The sequence below is a fragment of the Amycolatopsis thailandensis genome, from assembly GCF_042723255.1.
Taxonomy (GTDB): domain Bacteria; phylum Actinomycetota; class Actinomycetes; order Mycobacteriales; family Pseudonocardiaceae; genus Amycolatopsis; species Amycolatopsis thailandensis.
In genome coordinates, this window is sequence record NZ_JBHXJK010000009.1 from 99992 (window position 1) to 122299 (window position 22308).

The following is a 22308-nucleotide window of genomic DNA, read 5'->3' on the forward strand; positions in this document are numbered from 1 at the left end:
TCAGTTCTCCCGGATCGTCGAACGCGGATCGAGGGCGGCCAGCAGCACGTCCACCGTCAGGTTCACCAGCAGCACCCCGATGCCGTAGACCAGCACGATCGCCTGCACCAGCGGATAGTCCTTCTGGAGGATCGACTGCGTGATGGTGGAACCGAGGCCGGGCCAGGCGAACACGGTCTCCACCAGCACCGTCCCCGCCACCATCCCGGTCAGCATCAGCCCGCCCATGGTCAGCGTCGCGGTCAGCGCGTTCGGCAGCGCGTGCCGCAGGTACACCAGCCGCGCGGGCAACCGTTTCGCCCGCGCGGTGCGGATGAAGTCGTTGCCCAGCACGGAAAGCGTCTCCACCCGGACGATGCGGGAGAGCACCGAGGCCGGGCCGAGCGCGAGCGCGATCACCGGGAGCACGAACGAGGTCGCGTCCGCGTTCCCGGCGACCGGGAACCAGCCGAGCCGGACCGCGAAGAACGCGACCAGCGCGACGGCGAGCAGGAACTCCGGGATGGCCGCGAGCAGCACGGTCGTCGAGGTGAAGGCCAGTTCGCCACCCCGGCGCCGTCCGCCCCGGGTCAGCACGGCGAACAGCAGTCCCAGCGGGATCGCCACCGCGATGACCACCGCGAAGGCGGGCAACGCCAGCTGGAGGGTGGCGGGCAGCCGGTCCCCGATCACCTCGGAGACCGGCTGCCCGCTCGTCATCGACGTCCCGAAGTCACCGGTGACCAGCCCGCCGAGGTAGTGGACGTACTGCGACCACAACGGATCGTCGAGGCCGAGCGCCGCCCGCCGCGCGTTCACCAGTTCCACCGGCGCGGTCAGCCCGAGCGCCGCCCGGACCGGGTCGCCGGGGATCAGCTGGATCATCAGGAACGCCATGGTGACCAGCACCCACAGCGAAACCGCGAACCGGCCGAGGCGGCGCACCGCGAACGAGAGCCAGGGGCTGCCGCGCAGTCCCGACGGCGCGAGCGCGACCGCCATCAGCTGTACATCCGGACGCTCGACGGTTCGATCGTGCCGAAGTTGACCTTGAACCGCGCGTTGCTGCCGAAGATCGGGACGACCGAGTTGACGTACGGCACGACGTCCAGCCGCTCGATGAGCGCCGACTCCGCGGCGAGCCAGGTCGCGCAGCCGGAGTCCCCCGGCAACTGCGCCGCCTTCGCGGCTTCCGACGTGTACTTCTCGTTCTCGATGTGCGCGAAGTTCGTCCCGGCGGGCGGCTTCGGCCCGGACACGAACGAGCTGACCTGGCTCGGCAGCAACAGGGTCACCGGCGCGAGCGAGATGTCCCACTCGCCGGTGTTGAAGAGCACCTGGCTGGTCCCCGGGCTGTCGAGGCCCTTGAGCGTGACGTCCACGCCGGCGGCCTTCCACGACTGCTGCATCAGTTCGGCGGCGGAAGCCATCGTCGGCCCCAGCTGGGTTCCGTAGATCGCGGTGAGCGCGAGCCGTTTGCCGTCCTTGACCCGCACGCCGTCCGCGCCCGGCTTCCACCCGGCCGCGTCGAGGGCCGACTTGGCCGCGGCGACGTCGAACGCGGGCAGCTTGCCGCTCACCGCGTCACCCGCGCACGCCCTGGGTTCGGTGGTGACCATGCCCTGGCTGGGCGCCCCGGCGCCGCTGGTGAGCACCTTGCCGATCTGGGCCAGGTCGAGTGCCTGCACCAGCGCGCGGCGGACGGCCTGATCGGCACCGGCACGGCCCGGCGCCTGGTTGAAGAACATCTCGCCCATCGGCACGACCATCTCGCCGTGGAACAACTTCTGGGCGCGGAGGCGCTGCTGATCCTGACCGGTGATCCGGGCGGCGTTGAGCTCACCCGACAGCAGCAGGTTCGACGTGGTGGTCATGTTCTGGACGACCCGGAAGACGACCTTTTCCGGCAAACCAGGCTGGTCGCGTTTCCAGTCGCCCGGTCCCCACGCGTAGTCCTTCCGCCGGGTGAGGGTGTAGTGGTCGTTCGGCACGATCTCGGTCATGGTGAACATGCCGGTGCCGTACTTCCCCTTGGCCAGCGCCTGCCGGTCGGTCACGCCCTTGCCGCAGACGATCGGCATCCCGCCGAGGTTGCGCAGCAGGAACGCGTCCGGCGCCCCGCTGGTGAGGGTGATCGTCCGGGCCGCGTCGTCGGCGGTCGCCTTGGTTCCCGGCGTGACGGTGAGCCCGGACATCGGGGACTTGTTGGCGGGGTCCCCGACGAAGTTGATGTTCGCGGCGACGTCACTCGCGGTCAACGGCGCGCCGTCGTCGCAGGTGACTCCGTTCCGCAGGGTGAAGGAGGCCGTGGTCGTGGTGGCCTCGAACTTTTCGGCGAGTCCCGGGATCGGTTTCCCGGTCTCGTCGAGGTTGATCAGGCTGTCATAGAGGTAGCGGCCGATTTCGAGAGCGGTCGAGAGCACGGTCATCGCCGGGTCCAGCGCTCCCGGGTCGGTCCCGATCGCCATGGTGAAGGTCTTGCCTTCGGTGAGTTTCTGGTTCGCGGTCCGGTCCTGCCCGGATTGCGACGTCCCCCCGCACGCGCTCACGGTCAAGGCCACCACGCTCGCGATCGCGGCGGTGAGCCGGGCTTTCTTCATGCGGTTCTCCTACTGGGTGACGGTCTGCGCACGGAGGTGTTCGACGGCGAGGCTGGCGGCTTCGCCGATGGCGGAATCGATCGCGGGCTGGCGATCGGCGAGGGAGTCGGCGCGGGTGAACACCGCGACGGCGTACCGGCGACCGTCCACAAAGGTCACCACCCCCGCTTCGTTGCGGACCGCGGGAAGTGTCCCGGTCTTCGCCGCGATCGCCACTCCCGCGGGGAAACCGGACGAGATCCGGTGCGGCCAGATCTGCTGGGCCATGATCGTCCTTACGCGTTCGCAGGCGGCCGGGTCGCCCGCGCGGTCGGTCCAGATCGCGTCCAGCAGTTCGGTGATCTCACGCGGCGTCGACGCCGTGGTGCGTTCCGGGTCGAGCACCGCGAGCTTCCACAGCTGTTCCTCGGTGGCCGCGGCGAAGACGGCCTCCAGGTCGTCGTCCGGCTTCGCGCCGAGATCGGCGATCACCGAGGCGAAGAGGTCTTCGCAGCAGCCGATCAGCCGTGTCCTGGTCAGTCCGAGATCGGCGAGGACCTTGTCGACGGCCTCCTGCCCGACCCGGTGGTAGACGACGTCGGTCGCGGCGTTGTCGCTCATCGTCAGCATGAAATGCGCCAGGTCGCGCCAGCTCATCTCGACGTCGTCCGCGCAGCCGGCGGTGCCGATGCCGCCGATCCGGTAGCGCGCGGTGACACGGGTCCGCTCGGTGTCGTCGAGCCGTCCGGCGGCCACCTCACGGGCGAAGGCGACCGCCACCGGGATCTTGAACACCGACGCCAGCACGACCGGGTCGTCCGCACCGACGCCGACTTCGGGACCGCCGGGGGCGCCGACCTCGCGCGCGTGCACGAACCCGCGCGCCCCCGCCTTCGCGAAGACCGCTTCGATCCGTTCGACGATCGCCGTCACCGGCTCACCCGCCGGTCGGCGCGGCCGGTGTGGACGTACAACGCGCGGCCGGTGCCGTCGTCACCGACGAACGCGTGCGGCATGTGCAGGCCGAGCCCGTCGTGCGCCACCACCAGGGTGTCACCCTTGTAGCCGAGCAGCTTGCTCTTCTCCGGCCCGGTCCCGAGCTCGGCGAAGATCCCCTTCGGCGTGCGCTCCAGCCACAGGTCGCCGTCCTCGTCCTGGCTGACGACGATCTCCGCCACCTGCGACGAGTACTCGCCCACGAAGCGGGACGGGTCGGCCGGGGCCTCCGCGGCGTCGGGCTCGGGCAGCGGCGGGACCTCGACGCCCGCGAGGTCGCCCAGCACCTTCCGGAAGACGTCCAGGTAGAGGTGCAGCGGTTTGCCGCCGTTGGTCAGCAGCGCCACCGCGACGTTGCTGCCCGGCACCACCCGCAGGAACGCCGACTGGCCGATGGTGCCGCCGTCGTGACCGATCACCGGGCCGCCGTCCCAGTCGAAGATCATCCAGCCGAGGCCCCACGCCCCACCCATCAGGCCGAGGTAGGGCAGTTCGACCTGGCGTTCCCACATCGCGCGGGCGGTTTCGGGCTTCAGGACCTGGGTGCCGTCGTCCGCGCGGCCTTCGTTGAGATGCATGCGGACGAAGGTGAGCAGGTCACGCGGGCGCATCGCGAGATGCGAGCCCGCCGGGGCGTTCGACCGCGTCAGCGCCCAGACCGGCGCGGCGACCGACTCGGCGTCCGGAGCGGGCTGGACGTGGCCGATCGCGGCGCGGTAGCGGATCGCGTCGTACGGCCCGGCCGCGGCGTGGGTCAGCCCGAGCGGCGCGAACAGGTGCTCGCGCAGGCAGTCGTCGTAGGACTTGCCGCGCAGGACCTCGACGATCCTGCCGAGCACGCAGTACCCGGCGTTGTTGTAGGAGAACATCTCCCCCGGCTCGAACAGCTGGGGCACGTCGGCGAGGGTCGCCACGAGTTTCGCGACGCAGTCGTCGCCCTGTCCGGTGTCGGTGAAGATGTCGCCCTCGAAGCCGGAGGTGTGACAGGTCAGCTGCCGCACGGTGATCCGCGCCGCGGCGGCGTCGTCGGCGAGGACGAACTCGGGAAGATAGTCGCGGACGGGCTTGTCGAGGTCCAGCCTGCCCTCGTCGACGAGCTGCATCGCCAGCGTGGTCGTCCACACCTTGGTGATCGAGCCGATCTGGAAGACCGAGTCCACTGTGGACTCCACGGCGGTGCTCTTGTTCAGGACGCCGGCCGCGTGGTCGATCACCTGGCCGTTCGCGAAGACCGCGACGGCCGCGCCGGGTACCTGATGCTTCGCCAGGAGCTCGGCGAAGTTGTCCGCGAGCCAGGCATCGATTTCGGAAAGTTTCGACATGGGCATCCTTGTCCGTGGAAAGAGTGGACCGGCAGTTCCCGGAATGCTAAGACGGTGACGGGCGTCACCGGTTCGTGCGGAACGACGAGAGCGGCGAGAAAATTCATCCAGGCGGACGAATCATTCGTCCCCGGCCTCGGGAAGCCTGAGCCATTCGACGGCCTGCGCCGCGGCGAAGCCGATGAACGCGTCCCGCTCCGGCACCCGCGACCGCCCGTCGACGGCGTCGGTGAAAATCCCTACCGCGTAACGGCCGCCATCCGGGTACTCGACCACACCCACCTCGTTGCGCACCGACGGCAGCGTCCCGGTCTTGCCGCTGACGCGGATCCCGTCGTCCGGGAACCCGGATCGCAGCCGGTGCGGCCACACCTGGAGGTCGAGCCAGCGCCGGACGTCGGCGCACGCGGACTGCGACGCGGCCTCGTCCCGCCAGATCAGCCCGAGCAGCCGGGTGATCTCCTCGGCCGTCGTGGCGCAGGTGTGCGCCGGTTGCAACGCGCGCAACGCGTGTATCCGCTCGATCGACAGCTCGGACAGCGCTTTCTCATCGTCCTCGTAGGAGATCCCGAGGTCCTCGCCGATGCTGTCGAGCACCTCGCGGCAGTCCTGCGGGACGGTGGTGTGCTCGAAACCGAGGCGCCGCAACGTCTTGGCCGTCGGTTCCTTCCCGACACGGGCGAGGATCAGGTCGGTGGCCACGTTGTCGCTGATCCCGATCATCAGGATCGCGAGGTCGTACCAGGACATCGTGATCTCGTGCCGGAAGGTGGCCAGGCCGTACGGGCTCGGCGTGGGGTGCCCGGGCGGGACGGTGACCGGCTCGCCGAGGTCGAGCTCACCCTCGGCGCCCTGCCTCGCCAGCTCCAGCGCGATCGGGACCTTGAAGACCGACGCCGTGACGACGGGCGCGTTCTCGTCGATCCCGATCCGACGGGCGCCGTCGATTTCGGCCGCGTGCAGCCGGACCCGGACGCCGACCTCCTTGGCTCGGGCGTTGATCGTTTCGATGACTTGGGACGCGGTGGTCATGGAACTCCTGTCTGCTTTGGGTGGACTGAAGGGGCCCTTCACCGCATGCGACGCGGCGAAGGACGCTTTCGTCGCATCTGACGCGGTGAAGGGCCCCTTCAGCCCCTGGGACTCGCCGGGGAGAAGGTGAACTGCGCCGGATTCTGCGGCACCCAGAACGCCATCACCGCGGTGAGGAACGTGGTGCCGATGAGGAAACCGAACGCCGCGGTGTATGAGAAGGCGTCGGCGAGCCAGCCCATCGCCACCGGAGCGACCGCGCCGGCCACCTGGCCGCCGAAGTTCATCACTCCCATGCCGATTCCGGTGACGGCCGTGGGCAGAACCCGCAGCGGCAGACCGAAGACGGCCATCGTCGCCATGCCGAACACCGCGAGCGCGAGCGTCTCGTAGAGGGTGAATTCCGCCGTGCTGTCCGCGTTCACCATCAGTGTCAGCAAAGCCACGGTCACCAGCGCGATCGAACCGAGATACCAGCGGCCGTGGTCGTGGAAGTACTTGTCGAACAGCCAGCCGCCGAGGATCGTCGTGCCGATGCTGACCAGCATCGGGATGGCCGCGAGGACCCCGGTCTGATTCAGCGTCAAGCCCCGCGCTTCGAGCAGATAGCTGGGCACCCAGGTGATCAGGCCGTAGTTCAGCATGTTGGTGGCGCAGAACAACAGTGTGAACTTCCAGACCACAAAGGACTTCAGCACCTGTTTGCGCGACACTTCGGGCGTGCTCGCCTCGGTGCGGGGAAGACTGCTCAACGACTTCGGCAGCGGCTTGGGCAACAGCGTCCAGACGACCACGCCGATGATCGCGCCGATCCCGGCCATCCAGAAGAAGGTGTGCCGCCAGCCGAGGGCCATCAGCAGCGGGCCGACGATCAGCGGCGCGAGTCCCGCGCCGATCCCGCCGGCGGACAGCATCACGCCGGTCACCGTCGCCCGGTTGCCGGGAGTGGTCCGTTCGGCGATCGCCTTGAACGAGGCCGCCGGGAAAAGACCTTGGCACACGCCGAAAAGGCCGCGGACGACCAACAGCATGCCGAAGGTGCCCGCCATCCCGGTCATCGCGGTGAACGCCGACCAGGCCAGCAACGTCACCAGCATCGGCCCCCGCGAACCGTACCGGTCGGCGAGGAATCCCGCCGGGATCTGGCAGACCATGTAGACCAGCGCGAACACGGTCACGAGCCAGCCCTGCTGGGTCTTGCTGAGGTCGAACTCGGCGCCGATCATCGGCAGCGCCATCCCGATGGAGAACCGGTCGATGTAGTCGACCGCCCAGGCGAAGACCATCACCACCATGGTGATGAGCGCCGTCCGGTTGATCCGCCGCGCTGTCCAGGTGTCCTCATTGACCACTGCCGTCATGGCGCCTCCGCGGAAACGTTGGGAGAGAAGGAGAACGGCGAGGGTGGCGCCGATCACTCATTCTGAAACGCACTCGGCGGACGGAGTTCGTGCGATTTCACGAACATCCGGCGCCGTTTCGGGCCGGGAGACCAACGTCAGTCTTCGGCGCCCGGTGGCCCTGTCCGCGCGTCGCGGGGCAATAGCCGTAGTTGCACCATCGCGGCGAACCGCTCGCCCGCGTCGTCGAGGTCGATTTCCCCGACTTCCGCGAGGCGCCGCAAGCGATAGCGGAACGTGTTCGGATGGACGTAGGCGGCGGCGGACGCGGCACCGATGTCACCGAAGGCGTCCAGCCAGCACCGGAGGGTGTGCACCAGTTGTGACTGGTGCTGGGCGTCGTAGGCGAGCAACCGCGCGACAGGTCCTGTCGCGACGTCTCCCCTGGCCGCGGCGAGGTCGGCCAGTTCCAGCATGAGCGCGTCGACGTGGACGTCGTCGGCGGTCGCGACCCGTTTCGCGCCGGCGTTGGTGAGCAGCACGCGCAGCGCCCGGTCCGCGCCGTCACGTGAGGCACGCAGGCCGGAGCCGTCGAGCGCGAGCGGGCCGATGCCGATCGCGGCGGCCGCCCGTCGCCCGGTGCGCTCCAGGAAGGTCGACGCGACCCGCACCGAACGCTCCTGGCAGTCGTCGTGGCTGCCCGGCATCGGGACGATGCCGTAGGCGACGTCGCCGACGAGAGCGACGGCCGAGCGCGGCTGTACGGCGCTGAGGTGCATGGCGAGCGCGTCGGCGACCCGCTGGCGATCCGCGACCAGCCGGAGGTCGTCCTCCAGCGCGGGCGCGCCGAGCAGTCCCATGGCGAGCACGATCGACGGCTGGCCGAGCAGGCCGAGCCGGGCGATGGCCTCCGGCGCCCCGGAACCGCCTTCGAGCGCCGTGCTCACCAGGTCCGCGCGCAGCCGTCGTTCGACGTCCGCGCCCGCGCGAAGCCGGAGCAGGTGCAGCGCGACGAGTTTGGTGGCGTCGATCAGCGCCTGGGTCCGCTCGTCGCTGAGCGGTTCCCGGACCGCCGCCCAGATCGAGCCGAGTATCTCGTCGCCTGCCCGGACGGCGAGCGCCACCCGGGGAAGGACGATCTCGATGTCTTCGTATCGCTGCGGGTCGACGTAGACGGGCGTGTGGTCGCGGTACAGCCGTTCGAAGACGCCGTCCTGTTCCAGACCGCGGGTGAACCGCTCCGGCACCTGCCTGCCGAGGATGGTCTCGACCCGGGAAGGGTCGGCCTCGTCCTGGCGTCCGGAGAAGGCGAGGACACGTGAGTTCCGATCCTCGATGGTCACCGGGGCGTCCAGGAGCGCGGCGATCGCGTTGGCCAGCGCGAAAAGGTCACCCGACGGCATGCCGCCGAGCGTCTGCGGCGAGACCTCGCCGACGTCGCCCTCGGCGAGCAGGGTCCTGAGCATGGCGGCGAGCTGGGCCCAGGACGCGCCTCGCGCGAGCCCGAGCAGGGCGACCCCGGACGAATCCGCGGCGCGCCGGAGTTCCGGCGTCGGGGTGACGGGAGAGCGGACGACGAGCGCCGCCGCGCCCCTCGCGCCCACGTCGCGCAAGAGGCGGACGACCTCGTCCTGCTCCCGCACCCCGACGCCGAGCACGACGGCTCCGCCAGGGATGTCGGATTCGTCGTGCGGATCGTGGATGACCACCCCGCCGAGCTGCTTGCGGGTGGTCCGGCCGACCGCGACCGGCTCCAGGAGCACGTCCCCGAGGTCTTCGAGGACGCGCCCCAAGCTCGTGTGCGGCTTGCTGGGCACCGGTGTCAGCACCCCCCGAAGTTAAACCCGGTCTCACCGAACCGATTGGTTCGTTTCGACCAAATCTAACCCCGGAATTCGTAGTTCGCTACGAACCGATCCACGCTTTCTCGGTGGTGAACTCGTCCAGGAGGTCGGGAATCGGGGTCACGCCGAGGCCCGGCCCGGTCGGCACCGGCAGGTGCCCCGCGTCCAGCACGAACGGCTCGGTGATGTCCGTGCGGTAAAACCGGCCGGACGCCGAGGTGTCACCCGGCAGTGTGAAGCCGGGAAGCGACGCCAGCGCGACGTTGGCCGCCCGGCCCAGCCCGGTCTCGATCATGCCGCCGCACCACACCGCGACCCCGTGCGCCGCGCAGACGTCGTGCACCCGGCGGGCTTCGAGGTAGCCGCCGACCCGGCCCGGCTTGATGTTGACGATCTGGCAGGCGCCCAGCTTGATCGCGTCCGCCGCGGCCTTGGCGGAGACGATCGACTCGTCGAGGCAGATCGGCGTCCGGATCCGCTTGGCCAGTTCGGCGTGGCCGAGCACGTCCTCCTCTTCGAGCGGCTGCTCGATCAGCAGGAGATCGAACGGGTCGAGCCGGGACAGCAGCGGCGCGTCGCCCAGGGTGTACGCGGTGTTCGCGTCGACCTGCAACAGCACGTCGTCACCGAAGCGCTCCCGCACCTGCCGTACCGGCTCGACGTCCCAGCCGGGTTCGATCTTCAGCTTGATGCGGACGTAGCCCTCGTCGAGGTACCCGCCGACGACGTCGAGCAGCTGCGGGATCGAGTCCATGATCCCGACCGAGACACCGCAGGCCACTGTGTCGCGAGTGGATCCCAGCTCCGCCGCGAAGGACCGTTCGTGCGCCCGGAGCTCGGCGTCGAGAATCGCCATCTCCAGCGCGCCCTTCGCCATCCGGTGGCCCTTGAACTTCGCCAGCAACGGCGTCACCTTGTACGCGGTCACGTCGTCGGCGGCCAGCAGGGCCGGGATCAGATGGTTCCGCAGCACGTGTTCGGCGGCGTCGTTGTATTCCGACGAGTAGACCGGCGCCGCCATCGTGACGCACTCGCCCCAGCCTTCGCCCGCCGGGGTCACCGCGCGGACGAGCAGCAGTTCCCGTTCGGACTGAGTCCCGAACGACGTCCGGAACGGGGCCACGAGCGGCATCCGGACCCGGCGCAGTTCCACACCGCTGAGTTTCACGACTGCTCCTTCGAGATCACGTACCAGCCGGCACGATCGAAACCGGCGACCCGGGCGTTGTCCGCCATCAGTCCGCCGAGGACTTCGCGCAGGGCGACGCGCCACGCGTTGCCGCGACCGGGATCGGTGCGGCGTAACCGTTCGATGTCGGACGGGACGGCGACGAGCACCGTCGGGGTGTCGGCGGATCCGATGCTCGGACCGCCGTCGGAGTCGACCGACAGCGCCTTCGCCGCGCCCAGCGCCCCCGCGTCGATCAGGACGGGTTCGCCGAACGCCGCGGAGCGGACGTCCGGGCTCGTCAGGTCCCAGCCGACCATCAGCCGGTCGGTGTCACCCGAACCGTTGATGCCGTCCTCCATGGGACCGTAGAAATCGGGCAGGTACCCGATCGGGCGTGCGCCGAGTTTCCCCAGGTTGAAATAGGCGTTGCGGCGCACCAGCGGATCGAAGGTCCAGGTGATCACCGAGACGTCCTGGAGCAGCGCCCAGCCGCGCTGGTGCAGTTTGAGCGCGTGCCCGATCCCCCGTCCCGCGCCGGCGTGGGCGACCCCGGCGATATGACTGTGCAGGCTCCCTTTCCCCGGATTCCCGAAGAAACCGAAACAGGCCCCCAGCAGTTCGCCGTGCTCGAACGCGCCCGCGACGTAGTTCCCGGCGGTGGACATGGCACGGAGCAGCTCCGTGCTCACCGGCCGGGAGCCCGGGGCGGACTGCCAGATCGAGTCGAACAGGCCGACCACCGCGGCCAGATCGGCGATTTCGGTGAGTTCGCGGATTTCGACGCCCGAAGCCGCGGCCGCGGCGCGCGCGGCGGCGACGGCCTCGTCGCGCACCTCCACCGGCACCAGGCTCTCGGTATTCGTCGCAAGATTCGTCACGGGACAATCCTTTCCCGGCTCGGTGGCCGAGTCACCGTCGTGCCACACCAGATTCGCCCGCGCTATTCGTCGCGCCGGACGGACCCCGCTTCGCGAGCACGTTTTCCACGAGTGTGGCCAGCAAAGCGGTGCGCCGGGGCAATTCCGCGACGACGACGTGTTCGTGATCCGCGTGCGCCCCGCCGCCGACGGCGCCGAGGCCGTCCAGCGTGGGAATTCCCATCCCCGCGGTGTAATTCCCGTCCGAAGCGCCACCGACCGACGCGGAAGCGAGTTCACCGAGACCGAGTTCGCCCGACAGTTCCCGGGCCAGCTCGAACAATCCCGCCGACGAACCTTCTTCGAGCGGCGGCCGGTTGATCCCGCCGGTCACGCGGACCTCCGCGTCCTCCAGTACCGGCCGGAGGTCACGCATGGCCCGGTCGACCCGGAGTTGCTCGGCCTCGTTCCACACCCGGACGTCGACGGCCACGCTCGCGGCGGCGGGAACGGTGTTGACCGTCGTTCCCGCCGAGACGACGGTGGGTGTCACGCTGGTCCCGGCCTCCGGATCGGCGATCGCGGCGATCGCGAGGATCTGGTGGGCGATCTCGATCCCCGCGTTGATCCCCTTCTCCGGTTCGAGCCCGGCGTGCGCGGCGCGGCCGACGACCTCGACCCGGTAGTGGGAAACGCCTTTGCGACGGCATTTCAGCGCGCCACCGTCGGCCGACGCCTCCAGCACGAACGCCGCGTCGCAGCCCGCCGCCGATTCCTCGATCAGGGCGCGGGACGACGGTGAGCCGACCTCCTCGTCACCGGTGACCAGAATGGACAGTCCGTCGCGGTCGGGCACGGTCGCGGCAGCGTGCAAGGCCATGACGACCCCGGCCTTCATGTCGAAACAGCCCGGGCCACGCAGCACACCGTCCCGCACGGAGAACGGATGAGTCTCCAGCGAACCGTGCGGCCACACCGTGTCGTGGTGTCCGAGGAGCAGCACCCGCGGCGGTCCGTCGCCGAATCGCCAGCGCAGATGTGTGACCCCGTCGACGACGATCCGTTCCGGCTCCACGCCGAGCAGTCTCCGGCCCACTTCCGCCACCACTTCGGCGCTGCGGGACACCGCCTCGTGGTCCGAGGACGGGGACTCGCAGCGGACGAGCGTCTCGATGTCGTCCAGCAGTTCGCTCATCGCGGTTCACCCCGCAGCGGCTTGCCGGGGAAGGCGTCGGTGCGCAGGTTCCCGTCGGTGACGACCGGGACGCCCGCGACGAACAGGTGCCGGACGCCGACCGAAGGCCTGGTCGAGTCGAAGTAGGTCGCCGCGTCGGTGATGGTGTGCGGATCGAGGACGACGATGTCGGCGTCGGCTCCCACGTCGAGCCGTCCCTTGGCCAGGGCCCCGGGAGCGACCTCGTCGAGCACGCGCGCCGGCAGGTACGAACAGCGCCGGAACGCTTCCAGCCAGGTCCAGGCCTTGCTCTCGCGCACCATCAGGCGCAACGTCTTGGCGTACGTGCCGGCCGTGCGCGGATGCGTCGCACCGCCGGGCGGCAGCGGCCATTCGGTGCTCTCGCTGGTCCCGTTCTTCCAGTAGACGGGCAGCGCGTCGCTGGCGACGATGGCATCCGGGAACGCGAGCGCCTGGCGTAGCAGGCCGAGGTCGTGCGGGTCACTTTCGTCGAGGAACTCCAGGATGCACGGCGCGCCCTGGTCTTCGGCGCGAACCTGGAGGAGGCGGCCTTCGTCGGCGATGCGCTCCCCCGACTCCAGCATGATCACGCTGGACGGCGAGAGCCCCTTCATCTTCAGGCGTTCGGGTGAGAGGAACGCCGCGCCGATCGCGGTACTGCCCGCACCGTACGGGTAGGCCTCGACGGTCACCCTGGATCCGGCCGAGCGGCCCGCTTCGAGCGCCGCGAGCACCCGCTCGATCTGCTGACCGGACGTGCTGTTCACATGGCAGTGGTGCATCGCGGCGCCGGTCTCGGCCGCGACGATCGCGATCTCCGCCGAACCGTCGATCGGCGTCTCCGGGTTCACCTCGACCAGTTCGCGGACGTGGGTGTAGGTCGGCGCCCCGGCCTCCTTCGCGAGGCGGGCCAGCGCGAGGAACTCGCCGGGGTCGGTGTCGGGCGCGTAGCCGAGGAGGACCCCGACGCCGAGCGCGCCCGCGGCCAGCTCACCGTCCACAAGGGACAACCAGGCTGCGAGTTCCTTCGGCGACGAAGACCTTTGCCAGACCGGGTTCCCGAGCACCGCGAGACCGCTGTCGATGTTCGCGTCCGGTTCGATCCCGGCGAGCACCTGCGCCCGCGCGGCGCCCCAGGACGCGGAGAACCCGTAGTGCAGCGGACGCCCCGCCGCGGCGGCCTCGGCGTAGGCCCGCTCGATCGGCATCAGCCCGGCTTCGAGGTCGAGCGCGGTCGTCACCCCGTCCATCGCCTGGAGCCGCTGGCCCGCGATGGTGTGCACGTGGCTGTGCAGGTCGATGAAGCCCGGTCCGACCACGAGCCCGGTGACGTCGATTTCCACATCACCGGGCTCCGCGGTCAAACCCGCTTCGACGGCGGTGATCACGCCGTCGGATACCAGCACGTCGGCCGTGCCGTCGAACCCCGTCGCCGGATCGATGACACGACCGCCACGCAAGAGTGTCCGCATGCTTCGCCTCCTTGGATCGCCTCGTTCATGGCGACCCTAGGAGGTTTCCTCAGACGTCCGTTCGTACCGCGCGACGAATCCGGGCCCCTCGGTCCATCCGCGCACACGAACCATCAGCGCGCCGCGGCGACCGCCGGGGATTCAAGCGGCGGTCGCGGTGGCGATCCTCGCGGCGAGTTCACGAGCACGGTCGTGGGAATCGGACATGGATGCCTTGTGCATCGGGAGGAACTCCGCCAGGGACGGCGTGTGGGGAGCCATGGTCATCTCGGGGATCACGGTGGCGACCTCGAGTCCCAGCTGACTCTCGTGCCCGAGCACCGCCTCGGTGGTGGGCACGACGTAGTCGAGGCCGTGGTTGGGCGCGCCGGGCCCGTAGCTGCCGCCTCGGGAGGAGATCAGCACCGCCGGACGTCCGGCGGCCGGGGACGGCTTGAAGGTGCGGCCGTAGACCATGACCTGGTCGAGCCAGGCCTTGAAGACCGAAGGCATCGACAGGTTGTACATCGGCACCGTGAACAGGTAGGCACTGGCGCCGAGGAACTCCTCGATGAGTTCGTCCTGCAACGCGGCCGCGGCGGCTTGCTCGTCGGTGTGCCGGGCGGGATCGGTGACGCGGGCGGTGATACCGGCGGCGCTGAGGTGGGGCACGGGCGCCGCGGCGAGGTCGCGGTGGACGACCTCGCCGTGCCAGCCTTCGAGGAAGGACTGTGCGACCTGGCGCGAAACCGAGGCCTCGCCGAGCGCCGAGGAATCGAGGTGAAGCAGGTACGACATGGCTTGGTTTCCCTTTCGACAGTGGCGTGTGGTCGCCGACCGGGTGTTACATACTGGTAGTGCGGTTGCACACCGGATGGGAGGCGAGCGGGATGGCGTCAGCGCGACGGATCAGTGGTCCATGCCAGGCGTGGCCGGAGGACAGCACCTTCATCCGCGAGGTACTCGATCGCATCGGTGACAAATGGACGGTGCTGGTCGTCAGCACCCTGAGCGCCGGCTCGCTGCGCTACTCCGATTTACAGGCGAGCATCGCGGGAATTTCGCAACGGATGCTGACCCAGACCCTCAAGCATCTCGAGCGGGATGGACTGATCACGCGGACCGCGTACGCCGAGGTCCCGCCGCGAGTGGAGTACGAGCTGACGGATCTGGGGCGGTCACTGCTGGACGCGGTAACGGCGATGGTGGGCTGGGCCGCCGCCCACCACGGCGAGATCGCCGGCAACCGGGCCGCCAGCGAACTGACCGGGGTCGGCCGGGGCAAGACGGCTCAGGAGACACGCTCGCCCGGCACGGGCCCGGCCACCCGCTCCAGAAGTCGGCTGTAGACAGGGATCTTTTGGGCACCCGGGGCGGCTACCAGCCGATCGAAGACGACGAACGGAACGCCGGCCGCGCCCAGCTCCAAACCCTCACGGCGATCGGCGCGCACTCGGTCGGCGTACTCACTGTTCGCGAGGATTTCGCGGACCCGCCGCCCGTCCAGTCCGATCGCCGCCGCGACACCTGCGAGGGTGTCCGGGTCGTGAGGGTCGAGGGTGCCGGCGAAGAAGCCGTCCTGGACGGTGGAGAAGAACTCGAACCCGCGGCGCTGGTCGTTGGCGTACCGGACCACGCGGTGCAAGTCGGAGGTGTTGGCGTTCATACGGTTCAGCGAATACTCGAGCCCTTCTTGGCGTGCCAGGGCCTGCATCCGGCGCTCGGCCCGGAGGACGTCGACGGCGGCGCCGCCGTGAGCACGAAGGAAGCTCTTTTCGTTCGCTTCCGGCTCGCGTGGGGCGCCCGGGTCCAACTCGAACGCCCGCATCACGATCTCGAACCGGTCCGCGTCGGGACGCCGCGCGATCGCGGTCTGGAGCCGATGCTTCCCGAGATAGCACCACGGGCAGCCCAAGTCGGACCACACCTCGATGGCGACCCGCGGCTCCCTGGGTCGGGGTGGCTGCTCACCCATCTTCATCACCTCACTATTAGTGCGTAACACCATCATGAGTGAGTAAGAGAGTGCTTACAAAAGGCACTTTGAAGTGCGTCATGGGCCGCTGTGCTCCTAGCGGTTCCGGTGCTCCGCGATGATCTCCGCGTACCGGTGACCACTCGCCTTGACCGTCCGGACCTGCGTGTCGTAGTCGACCCGCACGAGCCCGAACCGCTTGCTCAGCCCGCTGTCCCATTCGAAGTTGTCGAGCAGCGACCAGGCGAAGTAGCCCTTCACCGGGGCACCCGCTTCGGCGGCACTGGCCACCGCGCCCAGGTGTTCCTCCAGGTAGGCGATGCGGTCGGCGTCGTCGATCGAACCGTCCTCGGCGACTTTGTCGTCGAAGGCGGCCCCGCTCTCCGTGACGTAGATGGCCCTTGCGCCGTACTCGTTGGAGAGGCGGTGGATCAGGTCCGCGAGCCCCTGGCCGTGGATCTCCCAGCCCATCGCGGTCGTGGCCGCCCCCTCGACCGGCACCTGCCGGGCACGGGGCACGGGGCCGTTCGGCTCGTCCTCGACGATCTGCCGGAAGTAGTAGTTCAGCCCGTGGAAGCCGACCGGGGCCGAGATCACCTCGAGGTCGTCCCCGATCACGGGTGGTTCGACGCCGTAGACCTCGATCATGTCCGCCGGATAGCCACGACCGTTCGACGGGTCGAGCCACCAGCGGTTGACGTGCCCGTCCATCCGGGCCGCCGCTTCGACGTCCTCGACCGCGTCCGACGCTGGCTCGATCCCGCTGAGGTTGACCACCAGGCCGACGTTGGCGGGCTCGGCGGCGTTCGCGGTGATCGCCTGCACGCCGAGTCCGTGCGCGAGCAGGAGGTGGTGTGACGCGTGGATCGCCTGCTTGAGGTCCTTGACCCCGGGAGCGAAACGGCCTTCGAGGTAGCCGAGCCACGCCGAGCACAACGGCTCGTTGACGGTGTTCCAGTCCTTGACCCGATCCCCCAGCCGAGCCGCGACGACGGCGGCGTAGTCGGCGTAGGCGTAAGCCGTGTCGCGCTCGGGCCAGCCGCCCTTCAGCGCCGAGGGCAGATCCCAGTGGAAAAGCGTGGCGAACGGGCGGATCCCGGCTTCGAGCAACGCGTCGACAAGCCGGTCGTAGAAGCCGAGACCCGCGGCGTTGACCTCGCCGCGGCCGGTCGGGATCACCCGCGGCCAAGCCACCGAAAAACGGTAAGCGTCCAGACCCAGCTGCTTCATGATGGCGAGATCCTCCGGCCAGCGCCGGTAGTGATCGCACGCCACGTCGGCGGTGTCGCCGTTCAGGACGGCACCCGGGACCCGGACGAAGTCGTCCCAGATGGACGGGAGCCGGCCGTCGGCGTCGACGGCGCCTTCGACCTGGTACGCGGCGGTGGCCGCACCCCACAGGAAATCGGCGGGCAGGTGCAGATTCAAGGCGGACCTCTCTGTACGGAGCGACGGGCGGGTCATTTCACGGCACCGGCGGTGAGTCCGGCGACGAGGTAGCGCTGGAGCAGCAGGAATCCGGCGACGACCGGAACGGAGACGATCAGGGAGGCGGCCATGACCTGGTTCCAGTACACCTGGACCTGGGTGGAGTACTCCTGGAGACCGACGGCGAGGGTCCGCGTGCCCGAGTCGGTCATCACCGACGCGAACAGGACCTCGCCCCAGGCCGTCATGAACGAGTAGATGCCGACGGCGACGATGCCCGGCATGGCCGCCGGGATGACCACCCGGATCAACGCGCCGAGCGGCCCGGTTCCGTCGACCATCGCGGCCTCGTCGAGTTCCTTGGGGATCGAGTCGATGTAGCCGGCGAGCATCCAGATGGCGAACGGCAGTGAGAAGGTCAGGTAGGTGATGATCAGCCCGAGCCGGGAGCCGTACAGGACGATGCCGGTGGTGTTGCCGATGTTGACGAAGATGAGGAACAACGGCAGCAGGAACAGGATGCCGGGAAACATCTGGGTGGAGAGCACGGTCATCTTGAAGAAGTTCTTGCCCCGGAAGCGGAACCGGCTCAGCGCGTACGCCGCGAAGATCGCGATCACCACCGAGAGGATCGCCGCCGAACCCGAGATGACCAGGCTGTTCACGAAGTAGTCGGCGAGCGGGATGGTCTCCCAGATGTCGAAGAACGGCTGGATGGTCAGCGTCGACGGGATCCACTCCCATTTGCCCTGCACGTCCCCGAGCGGCTTCAGCGACGACGAAACCATCGCGTACAGCGGGATCAGGGTGAACAGGGCGAGGAAGCCGAGGACGAATCGGCGGGCCCACGGGACCCAGCTTGGCTCAGACAACGGCGTTCCTCCTCCGCGCGGTCAGTCCCAGGTAGACGGTGCTGACGATCAGGAGGAACAGCAGCAACAGCACCGACATCGCGGAGCCGAGGCCGAAGTTCCAGGTCACGAAGGAACTCTGGTAGATGTGGATCGAGATCAGCGACGCCTCCTTCGGCGCGGACGCTCCGAAAAGGACGTACGGCGTGTTGAAGTCGTTGAAGGTCCACAGGAACAGCACCAGCAGCAGGACCTGGTTGACCGGGCGCAGCATCGGCTGGGTGATCGCCTGGAACTGCCGCCACCAGCCCGCGCCGTCGATCGCCGCCGCCTCGTACAGTTCGCCAGGGATGTTCTGCAGGCCTGCCATCACGATCAGGAACGCGAACGGCCAGTTTCGCCAGACCGAGACGACCACCAGCGACCAGAAGCTGTTGTCCCCGATGAGCCAGAAGGAATCGGTGCCCAGCAGGCTGTTCACCAGGCCGGTGTCCTTCTGGAACATGAACGACCAGGTGATCACCGCGGCGTACATCGGCAGTGCGTACGGCACCAGGAACAGCGTCCGGAGCAGGCCCCGCCCCCGGAAGTTCTTCTGCATCAGCACGGCGGCGGAGGTGCCGAAGAGCCAGCAGAACCCGACCGACAGGACGGTGTAGAGGACGCTGATCCAGAAGGAGCCGAGCAGTGATTTTCCCGCCGCGGCGTTGAAATCCAGGACGAACTTGTAGTTGTCCAGTCCGGCTGCCGGGGCGGACGAGAAGTCGCGGATGTAGAACTGCGTCAGCTTGAAGAAGCTCATCACGAGCCCGGCGATCATCGGGATCAGGTGGACGAGCAGTTCGAGCAGGATCGCGGGGAGCAGGAGCAGATACGGCAGCGCGACCCGGCGCCGCCCGCGCCGGACACGCCGGGATCCGGGCGCCCCGGCCGCTTTCACGGCCGGGGCGTCGTCGAGGGCGGTCGGCATCAACTACCGGCCGCGATCTGCTGGTCCGCCTGGGTCAGCTGGTCGCGGATCTTGGCGCCGTCGACGGGCTTGCCCGCGGCGACGTCGGCGAACATCCCCTTCATCGCGGTGCCGATCAGCGTCTCGAACTGCGATTCCTGCGGGACCTGCGGCATCGGCTCGGCCGAATTCGCGAGCACGTTCTGGAAGACCTTGACGTCCTCGGTCTGGAACGCAGCGTCGCTGTAGGCGTCCTGGACGGTCGGCAGCGAACCGTAGGTCTTGTTGAGCAGCGCCTGTTCCGGCGCCGAGACCATGAACTTCACGAAGTCCAGTGCGGCGTCGGGGTTCTTGGTGCCCTTGAAGACCGACATGTTGATGCCCGCGACGAAGCTGCTGACCTTCCGGCCGCCGGGCGGCGCGGTGGCGGGCAGCGGGATCGGCGCGACACCGAGGTTGGCCATGTCCATCCCGATGTTCTTGAACGAACCCGCGGATGCCTGGTTCATGAACATCGCCGCCTTGCCGTCGGACAGGTCCTTGAGCGACTTGGCGGTGTCGGCGTACTCGGCGTTGGCCGGGTTGACGATCTTGTCCTTCTGCATCAGGTCGACGAACTGCTGCACGGCCGCGACCGAGGGATCCGATGCCAGCTGCGGCTTGCCTTCGGGAGTGAAGAACTGCGCGCCCTGCTGGGCGCCGAGGATCGCCGCGTGATGGCTGTTCTCGGTGACCTGGCCCGCTTGGAGCGAAAGCCCCCACTGGCCCTTGTCGGGCTTGGTGAGCTTCTTGCCGTCCTCGACGAGCTCCTCCCAGGTGGCGGGCGGCTTGGTGATGCCGGCCTCCGAGAAGAGCTTCTTGTTGTAGTACAGGCCGTACGCCTGGCCGTAGAGCGGTACGCCGACCGGCGGCTGCCCGCTCGCGCCGGTGGCCGCCAGCGACGGGCCGAGGAACCGCGACTTGCCGCCGACCTTCTCCAGCGCGGCGTCGTCGAACGGCAGGAACGCCCCGGTCGCCTGCAACGAGGCCGACCAGGTGTTGCCGATGTTGAGCACGTCCGGCCCCTTGCCGGAGGTGGTGGCCGCGAGGATCCGGTTGAGCAGATCCGTCCACGGGACGACCTCGAGCTTGACCTTGATCCCGGAGGCCTTCTCGAACTTGTCGAGTTCGGGCTGCAGGACGGCTTTGTCGTTGTCGAGACTGGTGCCCTGGTTGGACGCCCAGTACACGAGCTCCTTGGGAGCACTGGACGACGTGTCGCCGCCGCCGCACGCCGTCGTGGCGGCGGCCGCCAGCGCCAGGACGAGCGCGGGAGCGATCTTTCCGATTCGCATCGATGGTCCTCGGGGTGAGTGGCCAAGCCGCGCCCGGAGCCTGTGACCCGGGACACGCCTTATTTCAGGGCTTGAGTTAAGCCTTGGTCCACCTTGCCGTCAAGACCCTGGGCACCAATTCGTCCCGGTCGGACCGCAGGTTGGCGATTACCCCGTCAGCCGCATTGCCAGTGGATCAGCACCGTACCGCTCACCAGGGGGTTCCGCCCAGGGTCGCGGGGCCACGATCGACGACGATCGACTTGTCCAGACGGTAGGAGTCGAGGTCCGCTTGGAGCCAGGACTCCCCCGGCCGCGCGCGATGGAACCGGAACGTGCCGTTCGTGCTGTTGGTGGCGACGATGCAGCGGACTGGGACCGGCGCCGCCTTGGCGATTTCGAGCGCGAACCCGAGGCCGTGACGCAGCATCAGGACCTGGTCCTCCTCGGAGATCACCGGCTCGCCGTCAGGCAGGCTTCCCGCCACGACCGGCAGAAGATCTTCGAGATGGAAGCTGCTGACGAAACATTCCCAGCCGGTCAGATCGGCCTGCCTTCCCGGAGGCCGTCCGGCCCAGGTGGGGATCTCGCCGAGCGTGATGACCTCACCGGTCAGCACGACCCCGTCGGCGATGATTTCCCGGAAACCCGGCGCCAGCCGATCCGACGGCGTCGCGGCGAGGGGTCCCAGCGGACCGAGCGCCTCGAGCGCAAGGTCGTTCAAGCGAATGTTGAGCATGTTCACTTCCCGGTGAGCACGTCGAGGGCTTGCCCACGATGCGTGGCGAAGAGTTCGAGCGCCTTTTCGCCGTCGCGCTCCCGGAGAGCCGACGCCAGCCGCCGGTGTTCCTCCGGAATGCTCGCGAGGTACCCCTCGGAGTTCACGCCGATCCGGGTCAGCAGGAACAGGTACACCTGAGATCGAATGGCCTGCCACGCCTCGACGAGCCGCCGATGACCGGAAGCCGCGTAGACCGCGTCGTGGAAGTCGATGTCGCAGCGGACCATCTCGTGCTCGTCGCGCGCCCGACCCATCCTCTCGACGACCTCGTCGATCACGGCCAGGTCCGCCCCCGACGCCTTCGCGACCACCAGTTGAACCGCCAGCTGTTCCAGCGCCGACCTGAGGCTGTCGAGCTCGGCGACGTCCACATCGGACAGCGTGGTGACGATCGCGCCGCGATGCCATTCGCTGCGGACCAAGCCCTCGCGCTCCAGCTTGAGCAGCGCTTCACGCACCGGGCCACGGCTGACGCCGAGCGCGGCCGAGAGCTCGACCTCGCGCAACTGCGCGCCGGGCGGATAGGCGCCACCGAAGATGGCGTCCCGGACCCTGTCGGCGACCTCGTCCGCCAGCCCGCGACGCCGCGCCGGCACCACCCTGCCGGGTTCGCTCATCGTCTTCCTCCCCACTGGAACGCCGATCGTAGCGACGAGGCCCTCAGTCTGACTTTGTCCTAATGTTAACATTAGGACAAAGTGCTCGCCCACCGGAAGGGATCCCCTGGTCATGACCGTTCTCGACTCCCCCATCCCCCGCTTCCACCTCGCCATGCCTGTCGACGACCTGGCCGCCGCGCGCACCTTCTACGGCGAAGTCCTCGGCCTCGAACAGGGCCGCAGCTCCGACAAGTGGATCGACTGGAACCTCCACGGCCACCAGTTCGTCACGCATCTCGCCGGCGAGCGGCCGCGGCAGATCCACAACCCCGTCGACGGACACGACGTGCCCGTCCCTCACTTCGGCTTGATCCTCAGCGTTCCGGAGTTCCGGAAGCTGGCCGACCGGTTGCGCGCGGCGGACACCTCGTTCGTCATCGAGCCCTACGTCCGCTTCGAAGGCCAGACCGGGGAACAGTGGACGATGTTCCTGCTCGACCCGGCGGGCAACGCCCTGGAGTTCAAGGCTTTCGCCGACGACTCGCAGGTGTTCGCCGTCTGACGGCAGCGCCCTCAACTGGCGCTCACGACCACCCGAACCCGACGCGCGCCAGCGTCGCGAAAGCCACTTTCGAGACATCAGGTG

General features: G+C 68.8%; 21 protein-coding genes. 2 read left to right on the forward strand and 19 right to left on the reverse strand.

Annotated features, from left to right (window positions below; genetic code table 11):
• The 12 genes from ACFWMR_RS05780 to ACFWMR_RS05835 all read right to left on the reverse strand — a co-directional run bounded on the left by ACFWMR_RS05780 (position 1) and on the right by ACFWMR_RS05835 (position 14564).
• Entirely contained in the window at positions 1–981 is a 981-nt protein-coding gene (locus ACFWMR_RS05780; RefSeq protein ID WP_093936034.1) for an ABC transporter permease, read from the reverse strand.
• Positions 981–2579, reverse strand: a complete 1599-nt coding sequence (locus ACFWMR_RS05785; RefSeq protein WP_378377314.1) for an ABC transporter substrate-binding protein — start codon at positions 2577–2579, stop codon at positions 981–983. Before ACFWMR_RS05785 ends, ACFWMR_RS05780 begins: the two co-directional genes overlap by 1 nt.
• Positions 2580–2588: 9 nt before the next feature.
• A complete protein-coding gene (locus ACFWMR_RS05790) occupies positions 2589–3491 on the reverse strand; it encodes a serine hydrolase (RefSeq protein ID WP_378377316.1) in 903 nt (300 codons plus the stop codon).
• Positions 3488–4876: a serine hydrolase domain-containing protein gene (locus tag ACFWMR_RS05795; protein ID WP_378377317.1), complete on the reverse strand. Its 1389-nt coding sequence runs from the start codon at positions 4874–4876 to the stop codon at positions 3488–3490. The genes ACFWMR_RS05790 and ACFWMR_RS05795 overlap by 4 nt, the downstream gene beginning before the upstream one ends.
• A gap of 120 nt (positions 4877–4996) precedes the next feature.
• Positions 4997–5908 carry a serine hydrolase gene (locus ACFWMR_RS05800; RefSeq protein WP_378377318.1) on the reverse strand — a complete coding sequence of 304 codons (912 nt, stop codon included), beginning with the start codon at positions 5906–5908 and terminating at the stop codon, positions 4997–4999.
• A gap of 98 nt (positions 5909–6006) precedes the next feature.
• The gene (locus tag ACFWMR_RS05805; protein WP_093936059.1) at positions 6007–7269 is read right to left on the reverse strand and encodes an MFS transporter; all 1263 of its coding nucleotides are present in this window, start codon (positions 7267–7269) and stop codon (positions 6007–6009) included.
• A gap of 137 nt (positions 7270–7406) precedes the next feature.
• Complete coding sequence (locus tag ACFWMR_RS05810; RefSeq protein WP_378377321.1) at positions 7407–9077, reverse strand: PucR family transcriptional regulator; 1671 nt, start codon at positions 9075–9077, stop codon at positions 7407–7409.
• Between the two features lie 76 nt (positions 9078–9153).
• Complete coding sequence (gene menC / locus ACFWMR_RS05815; RefSeq protein WP_378377323.1) at positions 9154–10260, reverse strand: o-succinylbenzoate synthase; 1107 nt, start codon at positions 10258–10260, stop codon at positions 9154–9156.
• Positions 10257–11141: a GNAT family N-acetyltransferase gene (locus tag ACFWMR_RS05820; protein WP_093936061.1), complete on the reverse strand. Its 885-nt coding sequence runs from the start codon at positions 11139–11141 to the stop codon at positions 10257–10259. Before ACFWMR_RS05820 ends, menC begins: the two co-directional genes overlap by 4 nt.
• A 31-nt stretch (positions 11142–11172) precedes the next feature.
• Positions 11173–12315, reverse strand: coding sequence for a M20 family metallopeptidase (locus ACFWMR_RS05825; protein WP_378377325.1), 1143 nt, complete (start codon positions 12313–12315; stop codon positions 11173–11175).
• Positions 12312–13787 (reverse strand): amidohydrolase family protein, encoded by a 1476-nt coding sequence (locus ACFWMR_RS05830; protein WP_093936040.1) that lies wholly within the window; start codon positions 13785–13787, stop codon positions 12312–12314. Before ACFWMR_RS05830 ends, ACFWMR_RS05825 begins: the two co-directional genes overlap by 4 nt.
• 141 nt (positions 13788–13928) lie before the next feature.
• Positions 13929–14564, reverse strand: a complete 636-nt coding sequence (locus tag ACFWMR_RS05835) for an FMN-dependent NADH-azoreductase (protein ID WP_378377327.1) — start codon at positions 14562–14564, stop codon at positions 13929–13931.
• 92 nt (positions 14565–14656) lie between these two features.
• Between ACFWMR_RS05835 and ACFWMR_RS05840 the strand changes: the two genes are divergently transcribed.
• Positions 14657–15115: a winged helix-turn-helix transcriptional regulator gene (locus ACFWMR_RS05840; protein ID WP_378377329.1), complete on the forward strand. Its 459-nt coding sequence runs from the start codon at positions 14657–14659 to the stop codon at positions 15113–15115.
• Here the strand turns inward: ACFWMR_RS05840 and ACFWMR_RS05845 are convergent.
• The 7 genes from ACFWMR_RS05845 to ACFWMR_RS05875 form a co-directional block, all read right to left on the reverse strand.
• Positions 15058–15741, reverse strand: coding sequence for a DsbA family oxidoreductase (locus tag ACFWMR_RS05845; protein ID WP_378377331.1), 684 nt, complete (start codon positions 15739–15741; stop codon positions 15058–15060). The two genes, ACFWMR_RS05840 and ACFWMR_RS05845, sit on opposite strands and share 58 nt — an antisense overlap.
• 96 nt (positions 15742–15837) lie before the next feature.
• The gene (locus ACFWMR_RS05850; protein WP_378377333.1) at positions 15838–17169 is read right to left on the reverse strand and encodes a GH1 family beta-glucosidase; all 1332 of its coding nucleotides are present in this window, start codon (positions 17167–17169) and stop codon (positions 15838–15840) included.
• Positions 17170–17201: 32 nt separating this feature from the next.
• Complete coding sequence (locus tag ACFWMR_RS05855; protein WP_093936462.1) at positions 17202–18041, reverse strand: carbohydrate ABC transporter permease; 840 nt, start codon at positions 18039–18041, stop codon at positions 17202–17204.
• Positions 18034–18990 carry a carbohydrate ABC transporter permease gene (locus ACFWMR_RS05860; protein ID WP_378377335.1) on the reverse strand — a complete coding sequence of 319 codons (957 nt, stop codon included), beginning with the start codon at positions 18988–18990 and terminating at the stop codon, positions 18034–18036. The genes ACFWMR_RS05855 and ACFWMR_RS05860 overlap by 8 nt, the downstream gene beginning before the upstream one ends.
• Entirely contained in the window at positions 18990–20303 is a 1314-nt protein-coding gene (locus ACFWMR_RS05865) for an ABC transporter substrate-binding protein (RefSeq protein ID WP_378377338.1), read from the reverse strand. The genes ACFWMR_RS05860 and ACFWMR_RS05865 overlap by 1 nt, the downstream gene beginning before the upstream one ends.
• A 190-nt stretch (positions 20304–20493) precedes the next feature.
• Positions 20494–21021: a hypothetical protein gene (locus tag ACFWMR_RS05870; protein WP_378377340.1), complete on the reverse strand. Its 528-nt coding sequence runs from the start codon at positions 21019–21021 to the stop codon at positions 20494–20496.
• Positions 21022–21023: 2 nt separating this feature from the next.
• Positions 21024–21680 carry a GntR family transcriptional regulator gene (locus ACFWMR_RS05875; RefSeq protein WP_378377342.1) on the reverse strand — a complete coding sequence of 219 codons (657 nt, stop codon included), beginning with the start codon at positions 21678–21680 and terminating at the stop codon, positions 21024–21026.
• Between the two features lie 112 nt (positions 21681–21792).
• On the opposite strand from ACFWMR_RS05875, the gene ACFWMR_RS05880 reads away from it, so the two are divergent.
• Positions 21793–22224 carry a VOC family protein gene (locus tag ACFWMR_RS05880; protein ID WP_378377344.1) on the forward strand — a complete coding sequence of 144 codons (432 nt, stop codon included), beginning with the start codon at positions 21793–21795 and terminating at the stop codon, positions 22222–22224.
• Positions 22225–22308: the final 84 nt, after the last annotated feature.